Origin of the sequence: Corynebacterium oculi (assembly GCF_001412105.1) — a bacterium.
In the GTDB taxonomy this organism is placed as follows: domain Bacteria; phylum Actinomycetota; class Actinomycetes; order Mycobacteriales; family Mycobacteriaceae; genus Corynebacterium; species Corynebacterium oculi.
Window position 1 is genome coordinate 570,652 of sequence record NZ_LKST01000002.1, and the last position, 18,370, is coordinate 589,021.

18 protein-coding genes are annotated in these 18,370 nt (G+C 62.3%); 10 read left to right on the forward strand and 8 right to left on the reverse strand.

Translation table 11 applies throughout. From position 1 onward, the window contains the following. Nucleotides 1-32 precede the first annotated feature (32 nt). Nucleotides 33-941 (reverse strand): CPBP family intramembrane glutamic endopeptidase, encoded by a 909-nt coding sequence (locus Cocul_RS06730; protein WP_055122502.1) that lies wholly within the window; start codon nucleotides 939-941, stop codon nucleotides 33-35. Between the two features lie 324 nt (nucleotides 942-1,265). On the opposite strand from Cocul_RS06730, the gene Cocul_RS06735 reads away from it, so the two are divergent. Both Cocul_RS06735 and Cocul_RS12325 read left to right on the forward strand, forming a co-directional pair. Next, on the forward strand, nucleotides 1,266-2,354 hold the full coding sequence (locus Cocul_RS06735) for a ThiF family adenylyltransferase (protein ID WP_245622126.1): 1,089 nt from the start codon (nucleotides 1,266-1,268) through the stop codon (nucleotides 2,352-2,354). 17 nt (nucleotides 2,355-2,371) lie between these two features. Beyond that, nucleotides 2,372-3,331 (forward strand): hypothetical protein, encoded by a 960-nt coding sequence (locus Cocul_RS12325; protein ID WP_150114401.1) that lies wholly within the window; start codon nucleotides 2,372-2,374, stop codon nucleotides 3,329-3,331. Here Cocul_RS12325 and Cocul_RS06740 read toward each other — a convergent pair. After that, nucleotides 3,308-3,958: a TetR/AcrR family transcriptional regulator gene (locus tag Cocul_RS06740; RefSeq protein WP_082422204.1), complete on the reverse strand. Its 651-nt coding sequence runs from the start codon at nucleotides 3,956-3,958 to the stop codon at nucleotides 3,308-3,310. The two genes, Cocul_RS12325 and Cocul_RS06740, sit on opposite strands and share 24 nt — an antisense overlap. A gap of 88 nt (nucleotides 3,959-4,046) precedes the next feature. On the opposite strand from Cocul_RS06740, the gene Cocul_RS06745 reads away from it, so the two are divergent. The 4 genes from Cocul_RS06745 to Cocul_RS06760 are packed head-to-tail and all read left to right on the forward strand — an operon-like array spanning nucleotide 4,047 to nucleotide 7,183. Continuing rightward, nucleotides 4,047-4,988, forward strand: coding sequence for an ABC transporter ATP-binding protein (locus tag Cocul_RS06745; RefSeq protein ID WP_055122504.1), 942 nt, complete (start codon nucleotides 4,047-4,049; stop codon nucleotides 4,986-4,988). Nucleotides 4,989-5,004: 16 nt separating this feature from the next. Continuing rightward, nucleotides 5,005-5,757, forward strand: a complete 753-nt coding sequence (locus tag Cocul_RS06750; RefSeq protein WP_055122667.1) for an ABC transporter permease — start codon at nucleotides 5,005-5,007, stop codon at nucleotides 5,755-5,757. Nucleotides 5,758-5,759: 2 nt separating this feature from the next. Then, nucleotides 5,760-6,482, forward strand: coding sequence for an ABC transporter ATP-binding protein (locus Cocul_RS06755; RefSeq protein ID WP_055122505.1), 723 nt, complete (start codon nucleotides 5,760-5,762; stop codon nucleotides 6,480-6,482). Next, on the forward strand, nucleotides 6,479-7,183 hold the full coding sequence (locus Cocul_RS06760; RefSeq protein ID WP_055122506.1) for a hypothetical protein: 705 nt from the start codon (nucleotides 6,479-6,481) through the stop codon (nucleotides 7,181-7,183). The genes Cocul_RS06755 and Cocul_RS06760 overlap by 4 nt, the downstream gene beginning before the upstream one ends. A gap of 559 nt (nucleotides 7,184-7,742) precedes the next feature. Here the strand turns inward: Cocul_RS06760 and Cocul_RS06765 are convergent. The 4 genes from Cocul_RS06765 to Cocul_RS06780 all read right to left on the reverse strand — a co-directional run bounded on the left by Cocul_RS06765 (nucleotide 7,743) and on the right by Cocul_RS06780 (nucleotide 10,087). Beyond that, nucleotides 7,743-8,360 (reverse strand): MFS transporter, encoded by a 618-nt coding sequence (locus Cocul_RS06765; RefSeq protein WP_169786400.1) that lies wholly within the window; start codon nucleotides 8,358-8,360, stop codon nucleotides 7,743-7,745. Further along, nucleotides 8,261-8,827 (reverse strand): MFS transporter, encoded by a 567-nt coding sequence (locus Cocul_RS13155; RefSeq protein WP_425388778.1) that lies wholly within the window; start codon nucleotides 8,825-8,827, stop codon nucleotides 8,261-8,263. The genes Cocul_RS06765 and Cocul_RS13155 overlap by 100 nt, the downstream gene beginning before the upstream one ends. 146 nt (nucleotides 8,828-8,973) lie before the next feature. After that, on the reverse strand, nucleotides 8,974-9,273 hold the full coding sequence (locus tag Cocul_RS06775) for a hypothetical protein (RefSeq protein ID WP_055122509.1): 300 nt from the start codon (nucleotides 9,271-9,273) through the stop codon (nucleotides 8,974-8,976). A 19-nt stretch (nucleotides 9,274-9,292) separates the two neighbouring features. Continuing rightward, entirely contained in the window at nucleotides 9,293-10,087 is a 795-nt protein-coding gene (locus tag Cocul_RS06780) for a TSUP family transporter (RefSeq protein ID WP_055122510.1), read from the reverse strand. Nucleotides 10,088-10,113: 26 nt separating this feature from the next. Here Cocul_RS06780 and Cocul_RS06785 point away from each other — a divergent pair, with 26 nt between their 5' ends. Next, nucleotides 10,114-11,205, forward strand: coding sequence for an AbrB family transcriptional regulator (locus tag Cocul_RS06785; RefSeq protein WP_055122511.1), 1,092 nt, complete (start codon nucleotides 10,114-10,116; stop codon nucleotides 11,203-11,205). Between the two features lie 335 nt (nucleotides 11,206-11,540). Here the strand turns inward: Cocul_RS06785 and Cocul_RS06790 are convergent, their stop codons facing one another. Beyond that, nucleotides 11,541-13,226 (reverse strand): DUF885 domain-containing protein, encoded by a 1,686-nt coding sequence (locus tag Cocul_RS06790; protein WP_055122512.1) that lies wholly within the window; start codon nucleotides 13,224-13,226, stop codon nucleotides 11,541-11,543. Between the two features lie 171 nt (nucleotides 13,227-13,397). After that, nucleotides 13,398-14,081: a C39 family peptidase gene (locus Cocul_RS06795; RefSeq protein ID WP_055122513.1), complete on the reverse strand. Its 684-nt coding sequence runs from the start codon at nucleotides 14,079-14,081 to the stop codon at nucleotides 13,398-13,400. Between the two features lie 185 nt (nucleotides 14,082-14,266). Between Cocul_RS06795 and Cocul_RS06800 the strand changes: the two genes are divergently transcribed. The 3 genes from Cocul_RS06800 to Cocul_RS06810 all read left to right on the forward strand — a co-directional run bounded on the left by Cocul_RS06800 (nucleotide 14,267) and on the right by Cocul_RS06810 (nucleotide 18,348). Then, complete coding sequence (locus Cocul_RS06800) at nucleotides 14,267-15,631, forward strand: CitMHS family transporter (protein ID WP_055122514.1); 1,365 nt, start codon at nucleotides 14,267-14,269, stop codon at nucleotides 15,629-15,631. An 80-nt stretch (nucleotides 15,632-15,711) separates the two neighbouring features. Then, entirely contained in the window at nucleotides 15,712-16,821 is a 1,110-nt protein-coding gene (locus Cocul_RS06805; protein WP_055122515.1) for an ROK family protein, read from the forward strand. 189 nt (nucleotides 16,822-17,010) lie between these two features. Beyond that, complete coding sequence (locus Cocul_RS06810; RefSeq protein WP_055122516.1) at nucleotides 17,011-18,348, forward strand: dicarboxylate/amino acid:cation symporter; 1,338 nt, start codon at nucleotides 17,011-17,013, stop codon at nucleotides 18,346-18,348. Nucleotides 18,349-18,370: the final 22 nt, after the last annotated feature.

Here is an 18,370-nt window from a genome sequence, read left to right on the forward strand (position 1 = left end):
TGAGGTGATCGAGGAACAAAATCCAGGACGTTTCAGAGTCGCTTTGTCCTTTCCCGTGCCCAGACTGTTGCTGAAAGCAGTGCAGATACAGTAGCGGCCACGATGAGCATAATGACAGATCCCTCGATACCAGTCGCACCACCAGAGAGCCATGCAGGGCCCCGCAGTTCACCGACGAGTAATCCTGGCTCAACGGTGGTGCCAGATACAGGTAATCCGAAGATCGCGGCTTGGGTGAAGTTGATAGCGGCGTGCATGCCGATCGCAAACCAGAGGCGTCGGGTCAGTAGGTACGCGAGGCCGAAGAGTACTCCGGCTTGCATGGCGAATCCGAGCGCGCCGAGGAGAGTGGCGTGGGGATTGGCGAGGTGCAGTGCACCGAACGCCAAAGAAGTGAGCGTGACCGCTGCGACTGGCCCGAACCGGGCGTCGAGAAGGCGCAGCAGGATGCCGCGGATGGCGACCTCCTCGCCGAAGGCAGCGCCAAGTCCTAAGAGCAGTCCAGTCAGGATGCCTCTACCTAGAGTTACATCGGTCATGATATAACCGCCAAAGGTGGCAAGTACACCAACAGTCACAGTAACTATGCCTGTGCCAATCGCGGCTCCGATCATCCCCTCCTTGAAAGCACCTTGGCGGGAAAGTTCGAAGACTGGTCGTCCAGCAATCTTCGCGATAACGAACCACATCACAGCAATCGCAGCCGCAATCTGCAGCGCCATACCGATGGGCTGTCCCGGCCAGACTTTCACGAGCGCTTCGTCCCAGTCTGCAGCACCCTGCGCGAATGCGAACAACACCTGGGTAATGCCCGCCACAGATGCCGCGATCATTGCGAGTGGTAGCCCGATCACCAACTGCAGGAACGGCCGACGCCCGAGAAACCATCGTCGGCTCCGAATCGGATGGTCACCCGTAGTGATTCTGTCGATTTGTTTCATCTCGCGAGGCCTCTCATTGAGCGGTCTTTATTACAACTAAGGATACTGATAGTATCCAGATACCCGCAGTTTTTAGTTGCGGGTATCCCCGAACCCTGTTACCTGCCGCACTATGAGGCAAGCCCGATGACTCTAGAAGGAGGTGAAACCGATGTCGAACGTGACCGTGCGTCGTGCCGAAAAGGTCGAGGCGACCGTGTGGTGGATCATCTTCTGATGCTCCCATTAGCGAAGTCTGCAGCTAGCGGCGTGCTTCGCCGGGCCGCCAGGTTCGTTGACTGGCGGCCCTCTTCTTCTTTCGTTTAAGCAACACAAGGAGTAGTCGTGAGTGCAATTCCCAGTAACCCTAGGATCAAGCCGATCTACCCCACTTACCGACTTGATAATCAGATGTTCCGTATCGGTGCACAGCTCGGCATCACTGCAGAATTCGACGATCCTGATCATCACCTCTGGTCTCTCGTGTCAGTCCTCGACGGTCGGCCTCTGGCGGACGTGGTCGCTGCCGTGCAGCAGGAATTTCCAGAGCTGACTGAAAAAGATATCCTTGGTGGCATCGCCCTTTTGGACCAAGAGGGCTTCGTCGAAGAAACGCAGTTCAGTCGTGAAGAGGATGTTGGACCCCGGTATCGAGCTAACGTGAACTACTTCAGCAGATTCACCGGGCTCAGCGGCGACAGGTTTGCGCCTCAGCACAAGATCAACTCCTCAAACATCGTACTGCTCGGCCTGGGTGGTGGCGGGTCGAACATCTTAACCCTGCTGGCAGGACTCGGTCCGCAGTCCGTGACGATAGTCGACCAAGACGTCGTCGAGGAGAGCAATCTGGGTCGCCAGCTACTGTACCGAGAAGCCGATGTGGGTCGACCGAAATCTGAGGTCGCGGCCGAGGCACTCAGGCAGATGAACTCCGGTATCGCCGTGACGGCCTTGCAGCGTCGGATCGAGTCGGTAGGTGATATCACCGAATTGATTGAAGGAGCCGACCTCGTGATCACGGCAATCGACGAGCCGCCCTTCGTCGCTCAGCGAATCGTGAACAAGGCAATCGTCACAGTCGGCATCCCGTGCGTCTTCGGTGCCTCACAAGTGACACGCGGGAGAGTCTTCACCGTCGTGCCGGGAGTCACGGGGTGTTTTGATTGTCTCAACATCCACTACTCGCAGCGCGATCCGCAGTTCGTGGCACAGTTCTCTGCATTCAGCGAGATCAACTTTGATCCACCCTCAATCGCATACGCTCCGGCGATTTTCCTACTGACTGCAACTATCGTTGACGAGGCTGTACGCGTGCTCACGGGTTACGCTCCGCCACGGTCACTAGGCACACAGCTCGAGGTGAACTTCGAAGACGGGACGGCATTCACGCATGACCCGTGGCCGCGACTGGAACACCACTGCCCGACGTGTTGAGAAGGAGACACTGCCAATTGGGAAATCTTCAGCCACTACCCGCAGCAGGTGTGAACGTGAGTTCCGCGAAGGGGAACGCAATGCGCCTAAAACCTGTCCGTGCGAGGAAGCTCCGCAACGGAGCTTGGGTCACTGTCGCGGAAGGCTCCGACCCCCTCGTCGTGCCCGCAGACATTGCCCGTAGGCTGACCGATCCTGCGAACCCTGGCACATCGTTCTCCGATCTCCACGATATTCTCTCGGATGCGGGCTTCCTCAGCGATCCGGCCGGTGCGCCGATATCTCCTCCGCCATCAGCGCCGCAGACCCCAGGGTGGAAAGTCGCGAGAATTTGCCTGTGGGCGGTCGGGGTTCTTCTCGCCACAATCGCAACAACGTTACTGATCGGCGGCGGTGTGCCGACCGGAGCAGACCTGGTTTCGGCTGGACCCAACGCCGTTCTCACCGTGATTGTAGCCCTAGCAATCGCAGCCATCACGGCAGTGCCGCACGAGCTGGCACATGTGGTGTTCGGACGCGCCTCCAGCAGTTCCCGAGGTTCGGTGCAGGTGAACGTCCGCCGCGCCTTCGCAACCACAGAACTCACACACGTATGGACATGGCCACTTCCGGCGCGCTTGGCTGCGGTGAGCGCAGGCCTGGTCGTAGATTTCGCGTTCCTCGTGGCGGCGTTGACAGTACGGACAGCGACAGGATGGTGGGTGGCGACCGTGGCGGTCGCGGTGCTGGTAATGCGCATCGTGTGGCAAGCACGATTCCACCGCACCAGCGACGGCCGCCATATCGCCAAGATGCTGCTGGACAACCCATTGATCAAGCAAGACGCCCGGAGCGCATGGGTGAACAGGCGAACCGAAAATACGCCGACCTCTGTCAGACTATGGGCAGGATTGATTGCTGTTGGATTCGCAGCCGAAGCTACTCTGTTGCTCGTGTGGTTCGTGCCAGCAGTGCTAGTCTTGATCGGCATGCTTTGACGCGGCCGCATCATCGTAGAGCGTGTGCGCCAAGGAGAGCACCGCGGTCTTATACAGTTCCGGTTTGGCATTGTCTGGGTCGAATAGCGTCAACGCTGCAAGCCCGAGATCCAACGCGGTGAGGATGCGGAACTGATCCTCGACCGGGATCTGTGCGAACGGGCTACCACTGGGGATCGGGGAAGCCTCGGTGGGAACATCCCCAGAAACATCCCCCGGTGTGATGAACTCCAGGAAACGAGCCGTGAGTTCCTCATCTCGAAGCGCGTAGGGGATGAAGTTGAACAAGAGCCGCGCGTACCCAGCACGGTCGCCACTGCGGGCGTTGAGGATCCAGGCGTCGCACCAGGCTTCAAGCCTCTCGTAGTCGTTGCTCGCGCGCGCCAGGATCTCCTGGAACTCCTGCGCCTCCTGAGAACTGGTCTGTCGGTAACGAATGACCTCAAGGATCAGTTCGCCCTTGCCCTGGAAATTTGAGTACACCGCGCCCTTGGTGAGTCCCGCCTCCAAGGCAACATCATCGAGGGATGTGCCTTCAACGCCACGGGTGGCGAAGATACGTTCTGCTGCCTCAAGCAAGAGCGTTCTATTGTGCTGCTGTTGCTGCTTGCGGGTCATGCGGGGCATGAATTCCAGTATAAAACAGCCCGATCAGCCGCCTTGGAAACGTGCGAGGTATTGACGACAATTTCAGATACCGATAGTATTTGAAGCTATGATGGGCGCACAACAACCTCAGCCGATGCTCTCGCTGGAGGGGGTCACGAAGACCTACCGAGGGCACAATATTCCAGCGAATCGATACATCAGCCTGACCTTCCATCCTGGTGAGTTAGTTGCCTTGATCGGCCACAACGGCGCTGGCAAGACGACACTGCTGAAGCAGATCATCGGGGTTACGAAGCCGATCAGCGGAGACATTCGTTATGGGGAGCACTCCCTCGTGGCGAACCCGGATCTCGCTCGGCGGGTGGCTGCGATAATGCCGCAGATCTACACACCGCTGACCGGGGTGACTCCTCAACAGGCGATCAGCTCGATTGCACGCCTCCGTGGTCTCACGGCCGGGGAGGCTAAAGCAGCCACACAGGAACTCATCGAGACCCTGGACATTACACGGTGGGCAAGGGGAGGCGGAGAGAAGCTATCTGGCGGTCTGCGGCGGCTCACCTCCTATGCGATGGCCGTTATCGCGCCACCTCCCGTGCTGCTCATTGATGAACCGACCAATGACGTCGACCCGGTGCGCCGACCGCTGATCTGGCGTCACCTGCGACATCTTGCTGACGCTGGCCACATCGTGATCTTCGTTACCCATAATCTCCTTGAGGTAGAGCGCACCGCTGACCGTTATGTGCTCCTCCACAACGGCGAGGTTCTCATCGACAGCACACCCCGCCAGCTTGCTGACCAGGCTCGCAGCACCATCCTGACCGTCGGGATCCGCCCGGGAGCCGAAATTAATCAGACCCCTCCCGCCATCGCCGTCCACACAGTCGACGGGGAGGGACAGCTGCGGCTGAACCTCGAACCGGAGCAGATCCCCAACGCGGTGGCGTGGGCGCTCGATCTGGTCAATACAGGCACAGCCGACAGTTACGCGCTCGCCCCGGCATCACTCGAAACCCTCTATGAAGGGATCACCAATGGCCACTAACACCGCCTCTGTTCCTATGCCTCGCGTGCCCCGTCAACGTGGGTGGTTTCCGACGTGGTGGGGTCTGATCCAGTGGAGCTTGATCCGCCACAAATATCTCCTTCCAGTATTCACGGCCGTGCAGGCGCTGTTTGCCTTCGCAATCGTGTATGGTCTCGCGCTGCTCATCCCCAATGTCGACACTGAGGCCGTGCGCTACCTTTCCTCGGGCGCATGGACGCTCGGGATCATCGCCGTCGGCTGTGTCCTCGCACCGCAGATCACAAGCACCTCCAAACAGGAGGGACTGCTCGACTACCAGAAGACCCTGCCGGTACCGCGTTCAGCGATCCTCCTCGCCGACGCCGTCATCTGGAGCCTCGCAGCCCTCCCCGGCATCGCCATCGGGATCCTCGCTGCCACCTTGCGCTTCGAACTCGACATCCACCTCGACCTGATCACCGTGGCCGCTATCCTCGCAGCGCAGTTCACTACTGTCGGCATCGGCTACGCGATTGCATTCTGGCTCCCAGTCAACGCGACCGCGCTGGCCACTCAAGTCATCATGATCGGCGGCCTGCTGTTTTCACCGATCACCTTCCCAGCTGAGCGTTTGCCGGAATGGGCCGTAGCCCTGCACCAGTTCCTCCCCTTCGCTCCACTGGGAGACATCATCCGCGAGGCTGCTTTCCGCACCGGGACTGACCAGCTCCGGAACATCATCGTCATCGCAGCCTGGGCTACTGCCGCCTATCTCATCGCCTACCGCGCACTGCGGAGAAGGAACTGATCATGCAGACACTTCAGATCACCGCGCTCACCAAGAGCATCGCCGGACGCGAGATCCTTTCCCCCAGCACACTGAATGTGGCACGAGGAGAGATCTGCGCGATCATTGGCCCCAATGGAGCGGGAAAGACGACCCTGTTCAAAATCATCACCGGACTGGCCTTTCCCACCTCCGGCGCCATTACCATCCTCGGACGCTCATTCAATCACGTGTCCCGTGACGAACTACTGTCCGACATCGGTGTGATCATCGAGAACCCAGAATTCCGCGCCGGAGCAACCGCGCACGATGTGCTACAGCTGCACTTCGACATGCTCGGCGTGACGACACCCCCTCAGATCGCTGAGATTCTCGCCCAAGTCGGGCTCGTGAACTCCGCGCAGGAGCCCGTCGCGTCCTTCTCGCTCGGAATGAAACAACGGCTCGCTCTGGCCCGCGCAATCGCTCACCAGCCTAAGCTCCTCATCCTCGACGAACCAACTAACGGGCTCGATCCGACCGGCATCGCAGACCTCCGACAGATCCTGACCGACCTCGCCGCAAACGGTGTCACCATCCTCATCGCCAGCCACGTTCTCACCGAACTGGAACGCACCGCTCATACCGTCGCCGTGCTGGTAGAGGGTCAGCTTGGCGACAAACAGAGCGTCCAGACCATCCTTGCCCAGTATGACGGCAGCCTGGAATCCTTCTATAACGCCAGTGTCAAGGGAGCCACAGCATGAGTCATTTTCTCCGGCTTGAACTTACCCGATACCAGCGCACCGCGATCTATGTCGCCGCGACCGCCACAATCGCGCTGCTGGCCGCGCTTTACTTCTTTGCTACAATCGGACGCTTCGACGACAGCCCTGGCAGCGCCATGTTCCGTCAGTACAACGCCGTGTTCTCACTCGCCCTCACCGTGGCGTTGTGTGTTATTGCTATCTACGGTTCCATAATCTACGCACGGTTCATCGTCACCGACTACATCGGCAATCGCCGCATCCAGCTCTACAGTTACCCTGGCGGACGGCATCAACTCTTCCTCGCAAAAAACACGGCCTTCACCCTCACCATTGCATCGGCCTCCGCCATAGGACTCCTCCTAGCCGTCGCGATCTTCTTTCTTAGTGAAACCATCACGCCGATCGTCAACAGTGCAGAAGGCATTTCCTGGGTTCACGTGCTCGCTTCGAGTGCATCGGTCGTCATCCTCGCTGTCAGTGTCACTCTCATCGCCGGAACCATCGGCATCTGGCGGCAATCGGTCATCGCCACCATCGTCAGCGCCATCGTCGCTATCACGGTTCTCGGCAACGGCGTCGCTTTATCACTCAACGGTGCAGCCTGGCTCACTTGGATCATCAACGCTGCCGGTGTAGTAGCCGCCTTGATCCTCCTCATGGGGCAAGCCAGAAAGATCCGCGCCGACGAAGTCCTCTAAAGCGAAACCTTGCACACCGCCAGGCACGAGTGGAGTATCTTCGGTTCGGCTCCAATATTTTTGCACAGAGAACAATAGTAGATCAAGCCAAACCCCACCGCAAACCCTTACTGCATCGGGCAGGCCAGGTCAAAACAATAACCCCGGCGATGTGCATCTATTTCAACGCAGGGATCGCTCCGGGGCTTTCAAGGGAATTATAGCACAATAGAACCTATGACTTCCGGTGGTGTTGGCGATAAGGTTGCCAGCACACTCCACGGTAAGGGTCCTGTTCGGTGTGGATGACGGTTGCGGTAACTCTCATGTTGCACTGGGCAAAGCCCTTTATATGTTGCGCCACCCCAAATCACACCACCTGGTGAGCTACGCACCCCACCCCAGGACGAGCCTCTTTGCTCTTGCGGCTTTCAAGGCCTTCACCGGCCGGTACCCGGCGAAGCAAACCAAATAGAATCTTTCTCAACTAGCCCCTTCTCTACACAAACTAGCCATAGGAGAAAGACGCACAAAAAGAACTATTCCCCTTAAAATTCTACATCTCCGCAAGAACATATACTTAGACATTTTCCCTCTTTTTCGATAAGGAAATCAATGTCAAAACACTGACCATAACCACAAGAACTGCCGACACGAGACCAGAATATGAAGCCACCCCGTTAAGCCTACTAATAATCAAGGAGCTTAGCGCAGTTCCCACCGTTACACCCATAGTAATAACACCAGTATGCACGCTTGTCACCATATTCCCAGCTCCCCCCACTTGTACCACCCGAGCCACGAGTGCAGGGTTCATAGAAACCCCGAGTAAACCAACCGCTAGAACCGCCACCACCGTTGCGATCTTTACTTCCGAGAATAAGTAAATGACCATCATAGCCATAAAAATGACCACATGCCCAGCCAAGAGGATAACGGTAGCCGACTTTTGAGCAATGCTCCCTACCAAAAAATTTCCAATCAGCGTAAATATGCCATACAGCAGCAGAAGTGCGCTGGTCATATTAGCAGAAAAACCGGATTCATCTTGAAGCACAGGAGTGAAGAAAGAGAATCCGGCATATACAGAACCAATAGTCAGGAGGCTGACCCCATAGCGAAGCCAGAGTGAAGCACTTTTGAGCCTTTTCCCATCCTCGACGTCCTCTTCCCCATCCACCGGATCGAGAAATGGCAATACAACACAACCCAAACCATAAGACTAACAAGAGCGGCAACAACTCCGAGGAGGATAAAACTCCAACGCCAGCCCGCCGATTCAGCTATCGCATGGCTTAGAGGCATTCCAATAATGCCGCCAATCATGAGCCCATTGAGAACAAAGGAAATATCTTTGGGTATCTCACGCGGATCGGACGCCACTCTGGCAGCAAAAGAAAGGGCAAACCCAAAGACAGCCCCCGAAAGAGACCCAGTCAGAAAACGAAATACCAACATCCATAATATTGACGACTGAGCTATGGTCACTATCTCAAGAATGCTATAACATAGCACTGTCAGCGCGAGCATCGTCTTGGGAGGTTTATTACGAAATAAATACACAATCGCAGGACCACCAATAGCCATACCCAACGCATAAACTGTCACCAAACCTCCCACCTCCCCAATCCCCACCTCGAGGCCTTGAGCCAAGTAAGGCATCATCCCGGCCGTCTGCAATTCGCTAGTCACCACAACTAACACACAACATCAGGGTAAATATGATTTTCTTTTTCAAAGCAGCCCTCTAAGAAAATCATGTCTTTCTCTGATTTTCAATCTTTTCCACTGGGAGAATCCTATGGATAGGATCACACCCGCACGATACTCCCCACCCGCGCCAACCGCAGAAGAAACAGCGCGTCCACCAGCACCCCGTGCTCCTCGCAGGTACCGCGCTGGCACAACTGAAAGCCGGAGGGCAGGTCGGCGCTGTGATGCGCGGCGTGGACGGCCAGGGCGGGGAGGTCGCTGGCAGCGGCGACGAGGTGGGCGTCGATAAGCCCCAGCAGGCGGGAGGCGCGGCACAGCCCCCGCATGATCTCCTCGCCCCGTGATTCGCCCCAGCCCTGCGGAACCTGCGCCACGAGGACGCCGATGGTGTGCTTCATGCCTGCTAAGGCTAGGGCGCTATCCTGCAGCCTGGCTGCCAAGGAACTGCTGGTATCCCAGGTATGCGCTCATCACCACCACCAGGGCCAGCAGCGCGTACCGCACCAGCCTGGTACCGCCGCCAAGCACAGTGCGTGCACCCAGTTGAGCCCCGCAGATGTTCGCCGCCGCCAACACCAGCCCCAGAGTCCACCACACGTGCCCGCCCGCCAGGAATACGCACAGCGCGCCGAAGTTTGTGGCGGTGTTGATGACCTTGGACATCGCGGCGGAGGTGAGGAAGTTCTGCCCCAGCAGCGCGGTGAAGGCCATGATGAGGAACATGCCGGTGCCGGGGCCAAAAAAGCCGTCATAGGCCGCGATGATCCCCACCGCCAGCAGCACCGCCGCCGCGCGCCACCCCCGCCAGGGGTGCGGGCGGGCCTGCGCGCCAAAGTCCGGCCGCAGCGCCACGAATATTCCCACGCTCACCAGCAGCACGATGGTCACCGGCCGCATCACGGCGCTATCAATCGCCGTGGCCAGCAGCGCGCCCCCGGCCGCGCACGCCGCCGCCAGCGGCACCGCCCACCACAGCACCGCGCCCGGCGGACGCACCCGCCGCACCAGGGTGATGGCTGCCGACGCCGTCCCGCTCACCGAGGCCAGCTTATTGCTGACCAGCACCGTGGCATAGGGGATCTGCGGCGCGCCCGTGAGCAGCAGGGGGATGAGCACAAGGCCGCCACCGCCCACCAGGGCGTCGATCCATCCCGCCACGGCTGCACCACCGGCGAGAAGGACCCATGTTCCCAGACCAAGTTCCGCTGCCATGCCTATCACCCTATAGGGTGATAGGCATGGTGAGCCTCCCCGATCGCAGCACGGCCGGCACCTGGGCGCTGGTGATTCCGCTTTCCGTGGTGCTCGGGGCGCTGCTGAGCCGCTGGGGCGTCCCGGCGGCGTGGATCGTGGCGGCCATCGCGGTATCGGGTGCCTTCGCCCTGGGGCGGGGCCGGGAATTACACGTCAACGTCCACTACTACCGCTTTGGGCGCGGGATCATCGGGATCATGGCGGGCCTGCCGCTGATCGGCATTGCGCCCGCCACCCTGGCCTCCTTCGTCCTGCCCGGCCTGCTCCTTTCCGTACTCACCGTGGGGTGCTCCCTGGCCGTGGCCCTGGCGCTGGCCCGCACCCAGAGGGAGATCAGCCGGGAGACGGCCGTGCTGGCCATGCTGCCCGGTGGGGCCTCCACCATGCCGATCATGGCGCAGGAGGTGGGCGCGGATTACCGCTTTGTGGCGCTCACCCAGTACCTGCGCCTGCTGGTGGTCTCGGTGACGCTGCCTCCGATCGCGCACCTGCTCGCCCCGCCCACTATCGACGGCGCGGGTGATGCCGGTGCTAGCGCGGCGGCCTCCGGCACATACCACTTTCACCTCGGTTCCGTGCTGCTGCTCCTCGCCATCGCCCTGGGCGGGGACAAGGTGGGAAAGTGGCTGCGCCTCCCGGCCTCCGGGGTACTGGGGCCGCTGCTGCTCACCGTGGTATTCGGGCTGCTGCTTCCCGCAGGCTGGGGCCTGGAACCACCGCCCGTGTTCGCCGTCATGGCTTTTCTTTCTATCGGTTGGATCTGCGGTGGCGGGCTTTCCGTGCCCGCCTTGAAGCTCTTTGCCCGGCAATTGCCCACCACGGTGGGCTTCATTCTGGGCCTCATGGCCCTGTGCGCGGGGGCCGGGTGGGTGCTCGCCCGGTGGCTGGGGGTGAGCGGGTTTGAGGGATACCTGGCCACCACGCCCGGTGCCCTGGAAACCGTGCTGGCCATCTCCCACGAGGGCGGGGCCGGGGCCGTGGTGGTGGCCATGCAGATGATCCGGCTCATCGCCGTGTTTGCCCTGGCCGGTTACCTACCCCGGCTCCTCCGGGGGTGGGATAGGAGGCGGGGTTAGCGCCTCCGAATAACCCCCACCAGCAGGAGCACCATACCCACCACCCCAGCCGCCCAGGAGGCGTAGTGCCAGTACATGATCCACTCCGGCGTGGGCCCCGGCATGATTCCCTGCGCCTCTAGCCTCCGGTATTACTCCGCAGAGGCCAACAGGGCCAGCACAAAGGACATGGCGGCGAGGACGAGGATCGTCAGCCCCCACTTAGCCAGAGGAGGAAGAGAAAACCGAGGGGCATGAAGGGCAGTCATACCCTCAGAAAATAGCGGCCACCCAGGCACAGGGGAAGATGATCCGCGCCACATTTCCCAATCAACACCCAGCACAGGAAACCGAACCTACCCCAGCACCTCCTCGCGCAGCACGGACATGGGGATCGAGCCCAGCGCCAGGGCCTTGGAGTGGAACTCCCGCAGGCTCATGCCGGCGGCCAGGGCCTCGTCGCGGGTGTTCTCCCACATGCGCTGCCCCAGGGCGTAGGAGGGCGCCTGCCCCGGCCAGCCCAGGTACCTGTCCAGCTCGAAGGCCAGGTTGGCTTCGTCCATCGCGGTGTTATCGCGGAGGAAGGTCTTGGCGTAGGAGGCGTCCCAGATGCCGTTGCCGTCAGGCACCTTCTTGCCCAGGTGTACGCCAATGTCCAGCACCACGCGGGCGGCGCGGAGGCGCTGGGCGTCGAGGAGTCCCATGCGGTAGCCCAGGTCATCCTCGTAGCCGAGGTCGGCCATGAGTTGTTCGGCGTAGAGGGCCCAGCCCTCGCCGTGTCCGGAGATCCAGCAGGCGGAGCGCCGCCAGAGGTTCAGGGCGTCGCCCTGGAGCAGCGCGGTGCCGCACTGGAGGTGGTGGCCGGGTACGCCCTCGTGGAACACGGTGGTGAGTTCCTGCCAGGTATGGAAGGTTTCCTGCCCCTTGGGCACGGACCACCACATCTGGCCGGGGCGGGTGAAGTCGTCGCTGGGCGGGGTGTAGAAGATGCCGCCGGTGCCGGCGGGGTCGATCCGGGCGTCCACGCGGCGCAGTTGCTCGGGGATGTCAAAGTGGGTGCCGGCGAGGTCGCGGATCGCGCCGTCGGCGGTGTCTTGCATCCAGGAGCGCAGGTTCTCGGCGCCGGAGATGAGGTAGCGCTCGTCCTTGTTCAGCTGGTGAATGGCCTGGCGCAGGGTGGTGTCCTCGCCGTAGAGCTTGGCTGCGATGGCCTTTTGCTCGGAGGCGATGGCGCACAGGCGCTCCCAGCCCCAGCAGTAGGCCTCGTCGAGGTCCACCTCGTCACCCAGGAACTCGTAGGAAAAGAGTTCGTAGCGGTCGCGGCCCACGGCGTCGCAGGGGGCGGCGGCGGGCACCAGTTGTTCGCCCAGCCAGTCCGCCATGTCCCCGAAGGCGAGCTTGGCGGCCTCCACCTCGGCGGATTCGGGGTTCACGCCCAGGTTTTCCAGCATGGAGCCGGTATCGGCCAGGGCCTCGCACTGGCCTATCACGGCGTCGATCTGGCGCAACGGGGCGGCTTTGCCGGAGCCGGCGGCCAGAGCCAGGGATTCGCGGTATCCCTGCAACGCGGCGGGCACCTTGGAGAGGCGGGAACGCACGTTCTCGATCTGCTCCGGGGTGTCGGTGGGCATCACCAGGAAGACGTCGCGGATGGTCTGCACCGGGGAGTCGATGTTGTTGAGCAGGCGCAGGTCCTCGTTGTGGTGGTGCTTATCCAGCACCACGCCCAGGCGGTTGCGCAGGGCGGCGGCGGTGACGTAATCGACGGCGTCGAAGTCGTCCTCGTCGTCGCATTCGTCGGTGCCTTCGTCGAAGGCCACCACGTCCATGACCATCTCGCGGGTGCGGTCGGCCACGGCGGACCAGTATTCGGGTGAGAAGTCCTGAAGTTCGCCGTCGAGACCCTCGATGCCGAGGTGTGTGGCATCGGTGGGGGATAGCGCGGCCATATCGCGGACGTAGGCCTCGCAGGAGGCGTCGAGAAGCGAGGGCTCGCGCGCAGGTTGGGGTACCGCAGGTTGTACGGATTCCGCTGAACTCATAGCCCGCTATCTTAACCATATTTCTCCGCCGGGGGCCAGCGGCACCACAGGCTTATCAGCCCTGTTGCATCTTTCGATGGAACAGGCGTGGAAAGGCGCAGAACCAGGCAATATACCCAGCGAGGGCGGGCACCCGCTCCGCATACAGGTACCCGCCCTACGGCACAGCCTCTAGATCACGTACACCCACTGATTATTGCCCTTGGCGGGGCTGGTAATCATGGTGTGCATTTCCGCCTCCGAGGCCTCAAAAGAGCGTCCCCGCTTGTTCAGCGGATCGTTGACGGTGAAGGTGCCGGTGCGGGGGTTATAGCCGGAGACGTACACAAAGTGCCCGTAGCCGGGGTCCGTCTTTCCCTCGCGCAGGATGCCCGTCTGGGTAAGCACAATGGCCTTCTTGCCCTGCTTGAGTTCGGCAATCGCGTTGACCGCATTATCGCGCGCCATTGCGGTGCCCGAGACACCGCGGTTTTCCAGGATCTTCACCACATCGGCGGTATAGAGGTTATTGGTTCCCTCCGCGCCACCGCTGGGGGCCTCACTCCGCAGCTCCGTGATGGCCGCAGCCTGGTTTCGCTCGTTATAGCTGCGGGGAATCTGCCCACCGTTATCCAGCAACGCCATCAGCACGCTCGTGGGGCCGCAATCCACCCATTGCCACCGCTGCCCCTGATCCTGCTTGATGTATTTGAACTTGTACTTGTGTTGGCCGGCCAGGTAGGTATAGCCGCTCTCCGCCGCGGTGCCGGGGGTATTCGTGGTGGTTTCCGCCTGTGCCACGCCCGTGAAGGTGCCGGCGGCCAGGGTGGCTACGAGCGCCCCCGTGGTGATCGTGCGCTTGAGATGGGTCAACATGGGCCTCGCCTTTTTAGTTAGTACGCCTTAATTCCCGAGCCCCCAGGCTAAGGAACCTGCACGGAAGGGTCAAACGCAGGAGGCGGCGATCTTGTGAGGCAATTCACCCAGGCCGATTCCACTGTGGAGCGCGCCTCCCCCTAATCTAAAGTGCGCTGGCTCACCGCTGACCGGAAAGGTTGCCCATGCACACGCCCTTAAGCCTCACCCTCGCCGGCCTGGCCATCATCGCGCTCACCGTGGCGCTGCTGATCCGGGGCAAGACCAGCCCCGTGGTGGCCATGACCCTCGTCCCGGCCACCGGGGCGCTGCTCCTGGGTTTTAGCCTCGGGGAGATCGGGGAGTTCTTCGGCTCCGGCCTGGATTCCGTGATGAACGTGGTGGTGATGTTCATCTTCGCCATCATCTACTTTGGCATCCTTCAGGACATCGGCTTGTTCAACCCCGTGGTCACCGCCCTCATCAGGGCCACGCGCGGCAACGTCGTGCTGGTGGCCCTCGGCACGGCGGCCATCGGCACCGTGGCGCATCTCGACGGCGCGGGGGCCACCACGTTCCTACTCACCATTCCGGCGCTGTTGCCCCTGTATCAGGCCATGCACATGAGCCGCTACGTGCTCCTGGCCATCGTGGCCCTGGCGGCCAGCGTGATGAACATGGTGCCCTGGGCCGGGCCGGTGGGGCGCACCTCCTCGGTCATCTCGCTGACCCCCACGGAGATCTGGCATCACCTGCTGCCCATGCAGGGCGTGGCCCTGGCCCTGGTCTTTGCCATCGCGTTGGTGCTGGGGCTCTCGGAGCGGCGTCGGATAGCTCGGTTGCGCCGGTCCCCGGATTTTGTGGGGCGCGGGGAGGTGGACGTGGACGCCATCGCGCGGGAGTTTGTGGAGCGCCAGCAAGACGAGCGCGCCAGGCAGGGGTATCACTACCGCGATGCCCGGTGGGCCCGGATCGCCACGGCGCTGATTTCCGTGGCGCTGCTGGTGGTGTTGGTGACGGGCTGGCTGGAGCCGGGCCCGGCGTTCCTCATCGCCAGCACCCTCGTTCTCCCCTTGAACTTCGATTCCCCCTCCGAGCAGACGGACGCCATGAAGCGCCACGCCCCTTCCGCCCTGGCGATGGCCTCGGTCATCATCGCGGCGGCAATGTTCTTGGGCGTGCTCGGCGGGGCGGGAATGCTGGAGCAGATCGCGCTGTCCCTGCTCTCTATCCTGCCCGCCTCGGTGGGGCCCTGGGTGCACGTGATCGTGGGCTACCTGGGCGTGCCGCTGGATCTGGCCACGTCCACGGATGCGTATTACTTCTCCGTTTTGCCCATCGTGCAGGAGACTGCGGGCAGCTTTGGGGTATCCGCGCTGGGGGCGGCCTCGGCACTGATTATCGGCAACGTCATCGGCACCTTCGTCTCCCCCTTCTCCCCGGCCCTGTGGGTGGCCATCGGCCTAGCGCGGGCGGACATGGGCCGCCACCTCAAGCTGGCCTTCCCGTTGGCGTGGGGGCTCTCCATCACGATGGTCACCGTCGCGCTCATCTCCGGCTTGTTGGCCTAAAAACCGTAGCCCAGACTACTTAGTCTGGGAGGGCTCTCGGGCGACTAGACTATGCGGTTCATCATGCCTACTATGTGACCATGCCACACCGCAGCATCGCCTCCGCCTTTGCCCGCCCGCTCACCCCCGCGGCACAGTGCTTGCAGGTGATGCGCCAGACCACGGTGTCTACCCGGCTGGATCTCATCGAGGCCACCGGTTTTTCCCAGTCCACCGTGACCCGCGCGGTGGCGGCGCTTCTCGACGCCGGCTATATCACCCGCCGGCCCGATCTCGCGGAGATAGGCCAGCGCGGCCGCCCCACCATTCCCCTGGAGATCAACCCCGAGGACACCATGTTTGCCGGCATCGCCGTGGGCACCTCGGAGACGGCCCTGGGGCTCTACGACCTGCGCGGACACCTGCTGCGCCGCACCACGGTGGCGGCCTCGGCGGCGTCGGTAAGCCAGTATGACTTCCTCGAACACATCATCGCCGCCCTGCATCGCATTCTCACCCCCATGACCCGCAGGCTGGTCAGCGTAGGCGTGACCGTCTCCGGCGAGGTCAGCCCCGAGGGGGTGGTGGAGGCCCCCAACCTCGGTTGGAGCGGCACCGACATCGCTGCCGACCTGCGCTATTACTTTCACGTGCCGGTGACCGTCTCCGGGATCGCACCCGCGATCCTCGCCGCCGAGCGTTTCACCGCCCCCACCGCCGTCATCACCCACCCCACCCTCGCGCTCTTTGCGGATGATTCCCTCAGCACCGCCCTGGAGGCCCCGGAGGGCATCACGCCCCTGAGCACGCCCGGCGCGCCCCTGACCACGAGCGACCTTCTCCGCGAGGTGCGCAACCTCGGCGTGGAGGCCCCCACGCTTGCCGACGCCGTGGCGCACCCCGCCGCGCGCCCGCTTCTCGACGCCCGCGCGCGCGGCCTCGCACAGCTCGCCGTGGAGCTCGTGCGCCGTCACGGGCCGCACCGCCTGGTCATCGCGGGCAGCGCCTTCACCGGGGACCCGGAGGCGCCTCGCCTCTTTGCCGCCTCCGTCCGCGAGGCGCCAGGTCGGTTCGAGCGACGCGGCCGCAGCGTGGAGCTGCGCATGATGCCCTCCCACGCGGAGATCGTGCACGCGATCACCCGGGCGGCCGCGCTCGATCTGGTGCTGCGCGATCCGCTGCAATTGAAGGCACTGCCGCTGAGCACGTAGGCCTGCGCGTCCCCTTCTTTGCGTTCCCCGGGCCCGGCCTTTACCCTCTGATAGACCGATTAGTACATACATGGCGTACCGCATTGTCATGCCGCTCACAGTTACCCCGCCTCCGGGCATAAAATCTGCGGCGGCGCGTTGGGCCAAGGGTACAAACAATGACCCCAGAGGCAATTGAAGAGGTAGTGCATGGCTTCCACTGAATCACCAGCGTCCCCGGCCGATTCCCCGGCGCAGGGCGCACGACGGCTGCCCTCCTGGATGACCAACTTTGGCGTGCAGGTGGTGGCGGGCCTGATCCTGGGCCTGGTGCTGGGCTTCACGGCCCGCGCGATGGCCGAGGATAACTGGCTCACCTCCACCCTGGACGCCCTGGGTTCCACCTACGTGCAGCTGCTGAAGTTGCTGATCCCGCCGCTGGTCTTTGCCGCCGTGGTCACCTCCGTGGCCAACCTGCGCAAGGTCACCAATGCCGCCCGCCTGGCGGTCTCCACGCTGATGTGGTTTGCCATCACGGCCTTCTTCTCCGTGCTCGCCGGGATCCTCGTGGCCCTGGTGCTCAAGCCCGGCGAGGGAACCTCCATTGATCCCGGCACGGCCGCCGATCCTTCCCGCACGGGTAGCTGGCTGGGGTTCTTGGAGTCCATCGTGCCGGTGAACTTCCTGGGGCTCTCCGCTTCCGGCAGTTCCGGGGCATCCGGGGACATTTCGCTCAGCTTCAACGTGCTGCAAATCCTGGTGATCTCCCTGGCCATCGGCGTGGCCGCCGTGCGCGCGGGCAAGGCCGCCGAGCCCTTCCTGGGCTTCACCGAGTCCTTCCTCAAGGTGATCCAGGAGGTGCTGTGGTGGATCATCCGCCTGGCGCCCATCGGCACCGCCGCGCTCATCGGCAACGCGGTGGCCAGCTACGGCTGGGACGCCCTGGGCTCGCTGGGTAAGTTCGTCATCGCTATCTATGTGGGCCTGGCCCTGGTGCTTGGTGTGGTGTACCCGGCGGTGCTGCGCTTCGCGGGGCTTCCCGTGGTGGGCTTTTATCGCCGCGTGTGGCCGGTGACCTCCCTGGGGTTTGTCACCCGTTCCTCGATGGGCGTCATGCCGGTCACCCAGCGGGTCTCGGAGGAGGCGCTGGGCGTGCCGCGCGAGTATGCCTCCTTTGCCATTCCCCTGGGCGCCACCACCAAGATGGACGGCTGCGCCGCCGTGTACCCGGCCGTGGCCGCAATCTTCGTGGCCCAGTTCTACGGGGTTCAGCTCGACCTCACGCACTACCTGCTGATTATCTTCGTCTCCGTGATCGGCTCGGCGGCCACCGCCGGCACCACCGGGGCCACGGTGATGCTCACCCTCACACTTTCTACCCTGGGGTTGCCGCTGGCGGGCGTGGGCCTGCTGCTGGCCATCGAGCCGATCATCGACATGGGTCGCACGGCCGTGAACGTCACCGGGCAGGCCCTCGTGGCGGCGGTGGTGTCCAAGCGCGCGGGGATTCTTGACGAGGAACCGTGGCGGGCGGGGCGGCGTCGATAGGCCCTACCCCGTAGGATGTGCA

Excerpts from the sequence above, each read along its gene's own strand:
- Cocul_RS06810 (WP_055122516.1), top strand. The coding sequence starts at position 17,011 with ATGGCTTCCACTGAATCACCAGCGTCCCCGGCCGATTCCCCGGCGCAG.
- Cocul_RS06775 (WP_055122509.1), bottom strand. The coding sequence starts at position 9,273 with ATGAAGCACACCATCGGCGTCCTCGTGGCGCAGGTTCCGCAGGGCTGG.
- Cocul_RS06805 (WP_055122515.1), top strand. The coding sequence starts at position 15,712 with ATGCCACACCGCAGCATCGCCTCCGCCTTTGCCCGCCCGCTCACCCCC.
- Cocul_RS06745 (WP_055122504.1), top strand. The coding sequence starts at position 4,047 with ATGATGGGCGCACAACAACCTCAGCCGATGCTCTCGCTGGAGGGGGTC.
- Cocul_RS06730 (WP_055122502.1), bottom strand. The coding sequence starts at position 941 with ATGAAACAAATCGACAGAATCACTACGGGTGACCATCCGATTCGGAGC.
- Cocul_RS06790 (WP_055122512.1), bottom strand. The coding sequence starts at position 13,226 with ATGAGTTCAGCGGAATCCGTACAACCTGCGGTACCCCAACCTGCGCGC.
- Cocul_RS06785 (WP_055122511.1), top strand. The coding sequence starts at position 10,114 with ATGGTGAGCCTCCCCGATCGCAGCACGGCCGGCACCTGGGCGCTGGTG.
- Cocul_RS06760 (WP_055122506.1), top strand. The coding sequence starts at position 6,479 with ATGAGTCATTTTCTCCGGCTTGAACTTACCCGATACCAGCGCACCGCG.
- Cocul_RS06800 (WP_055122514.1), top strand. The coding sequence starts at position 14,267 with ATGCACACGCCCTTAAGCCTCACCCTCGCCGGCCTGGCCATCATCGCG.
- Cocul_RS06795 (WP_055122513.1), bottom strand. The coding sequence starts at position 14,081 with ATGTTGACCCATCTCAAGCGCACGATCACCACGGGGGCGCTCGTAGCC.
- Cocul_RS13155 (WP_425388778.1), bottom strand. The coding sequence starts at position 8,827 with ATGATGCCTTACTTGGCTCAAGGCCTCGAGGTGGGGATTGGGGAGGTG.
- Cocul_RS06750 (WP_055122667.1), top strand. The coding sequence starts at position 5,005 with ATGCCTCGCGTGCCCCGTCAACGTGGGTGGTTTCCGACGTGGTGGGGT.
- Cocul_RS06755 (WP_055122505.1), top strand. The coding sequence starts at position 5,760 with ATGCAGACACTTCAGATCACCGCGCTCACCAAGAGCATCGCCGGACGC.
- Cocul_RS06740 (WP_082422204.1), bottom strand. The coding sequence starts at position 3,958 with ATGCCCCGCATGACCCGCAAGCAGCAACAGCAGCACAATAGAACGCTC.
- Cocul_RS06780 (WP_055122510.1), bottom strand. The coding sequence starts at position 10,087 with ATGGCAGCGGAACTTGGTCTGGGAACATGGGTCCTTCTCGCCGGTGGT.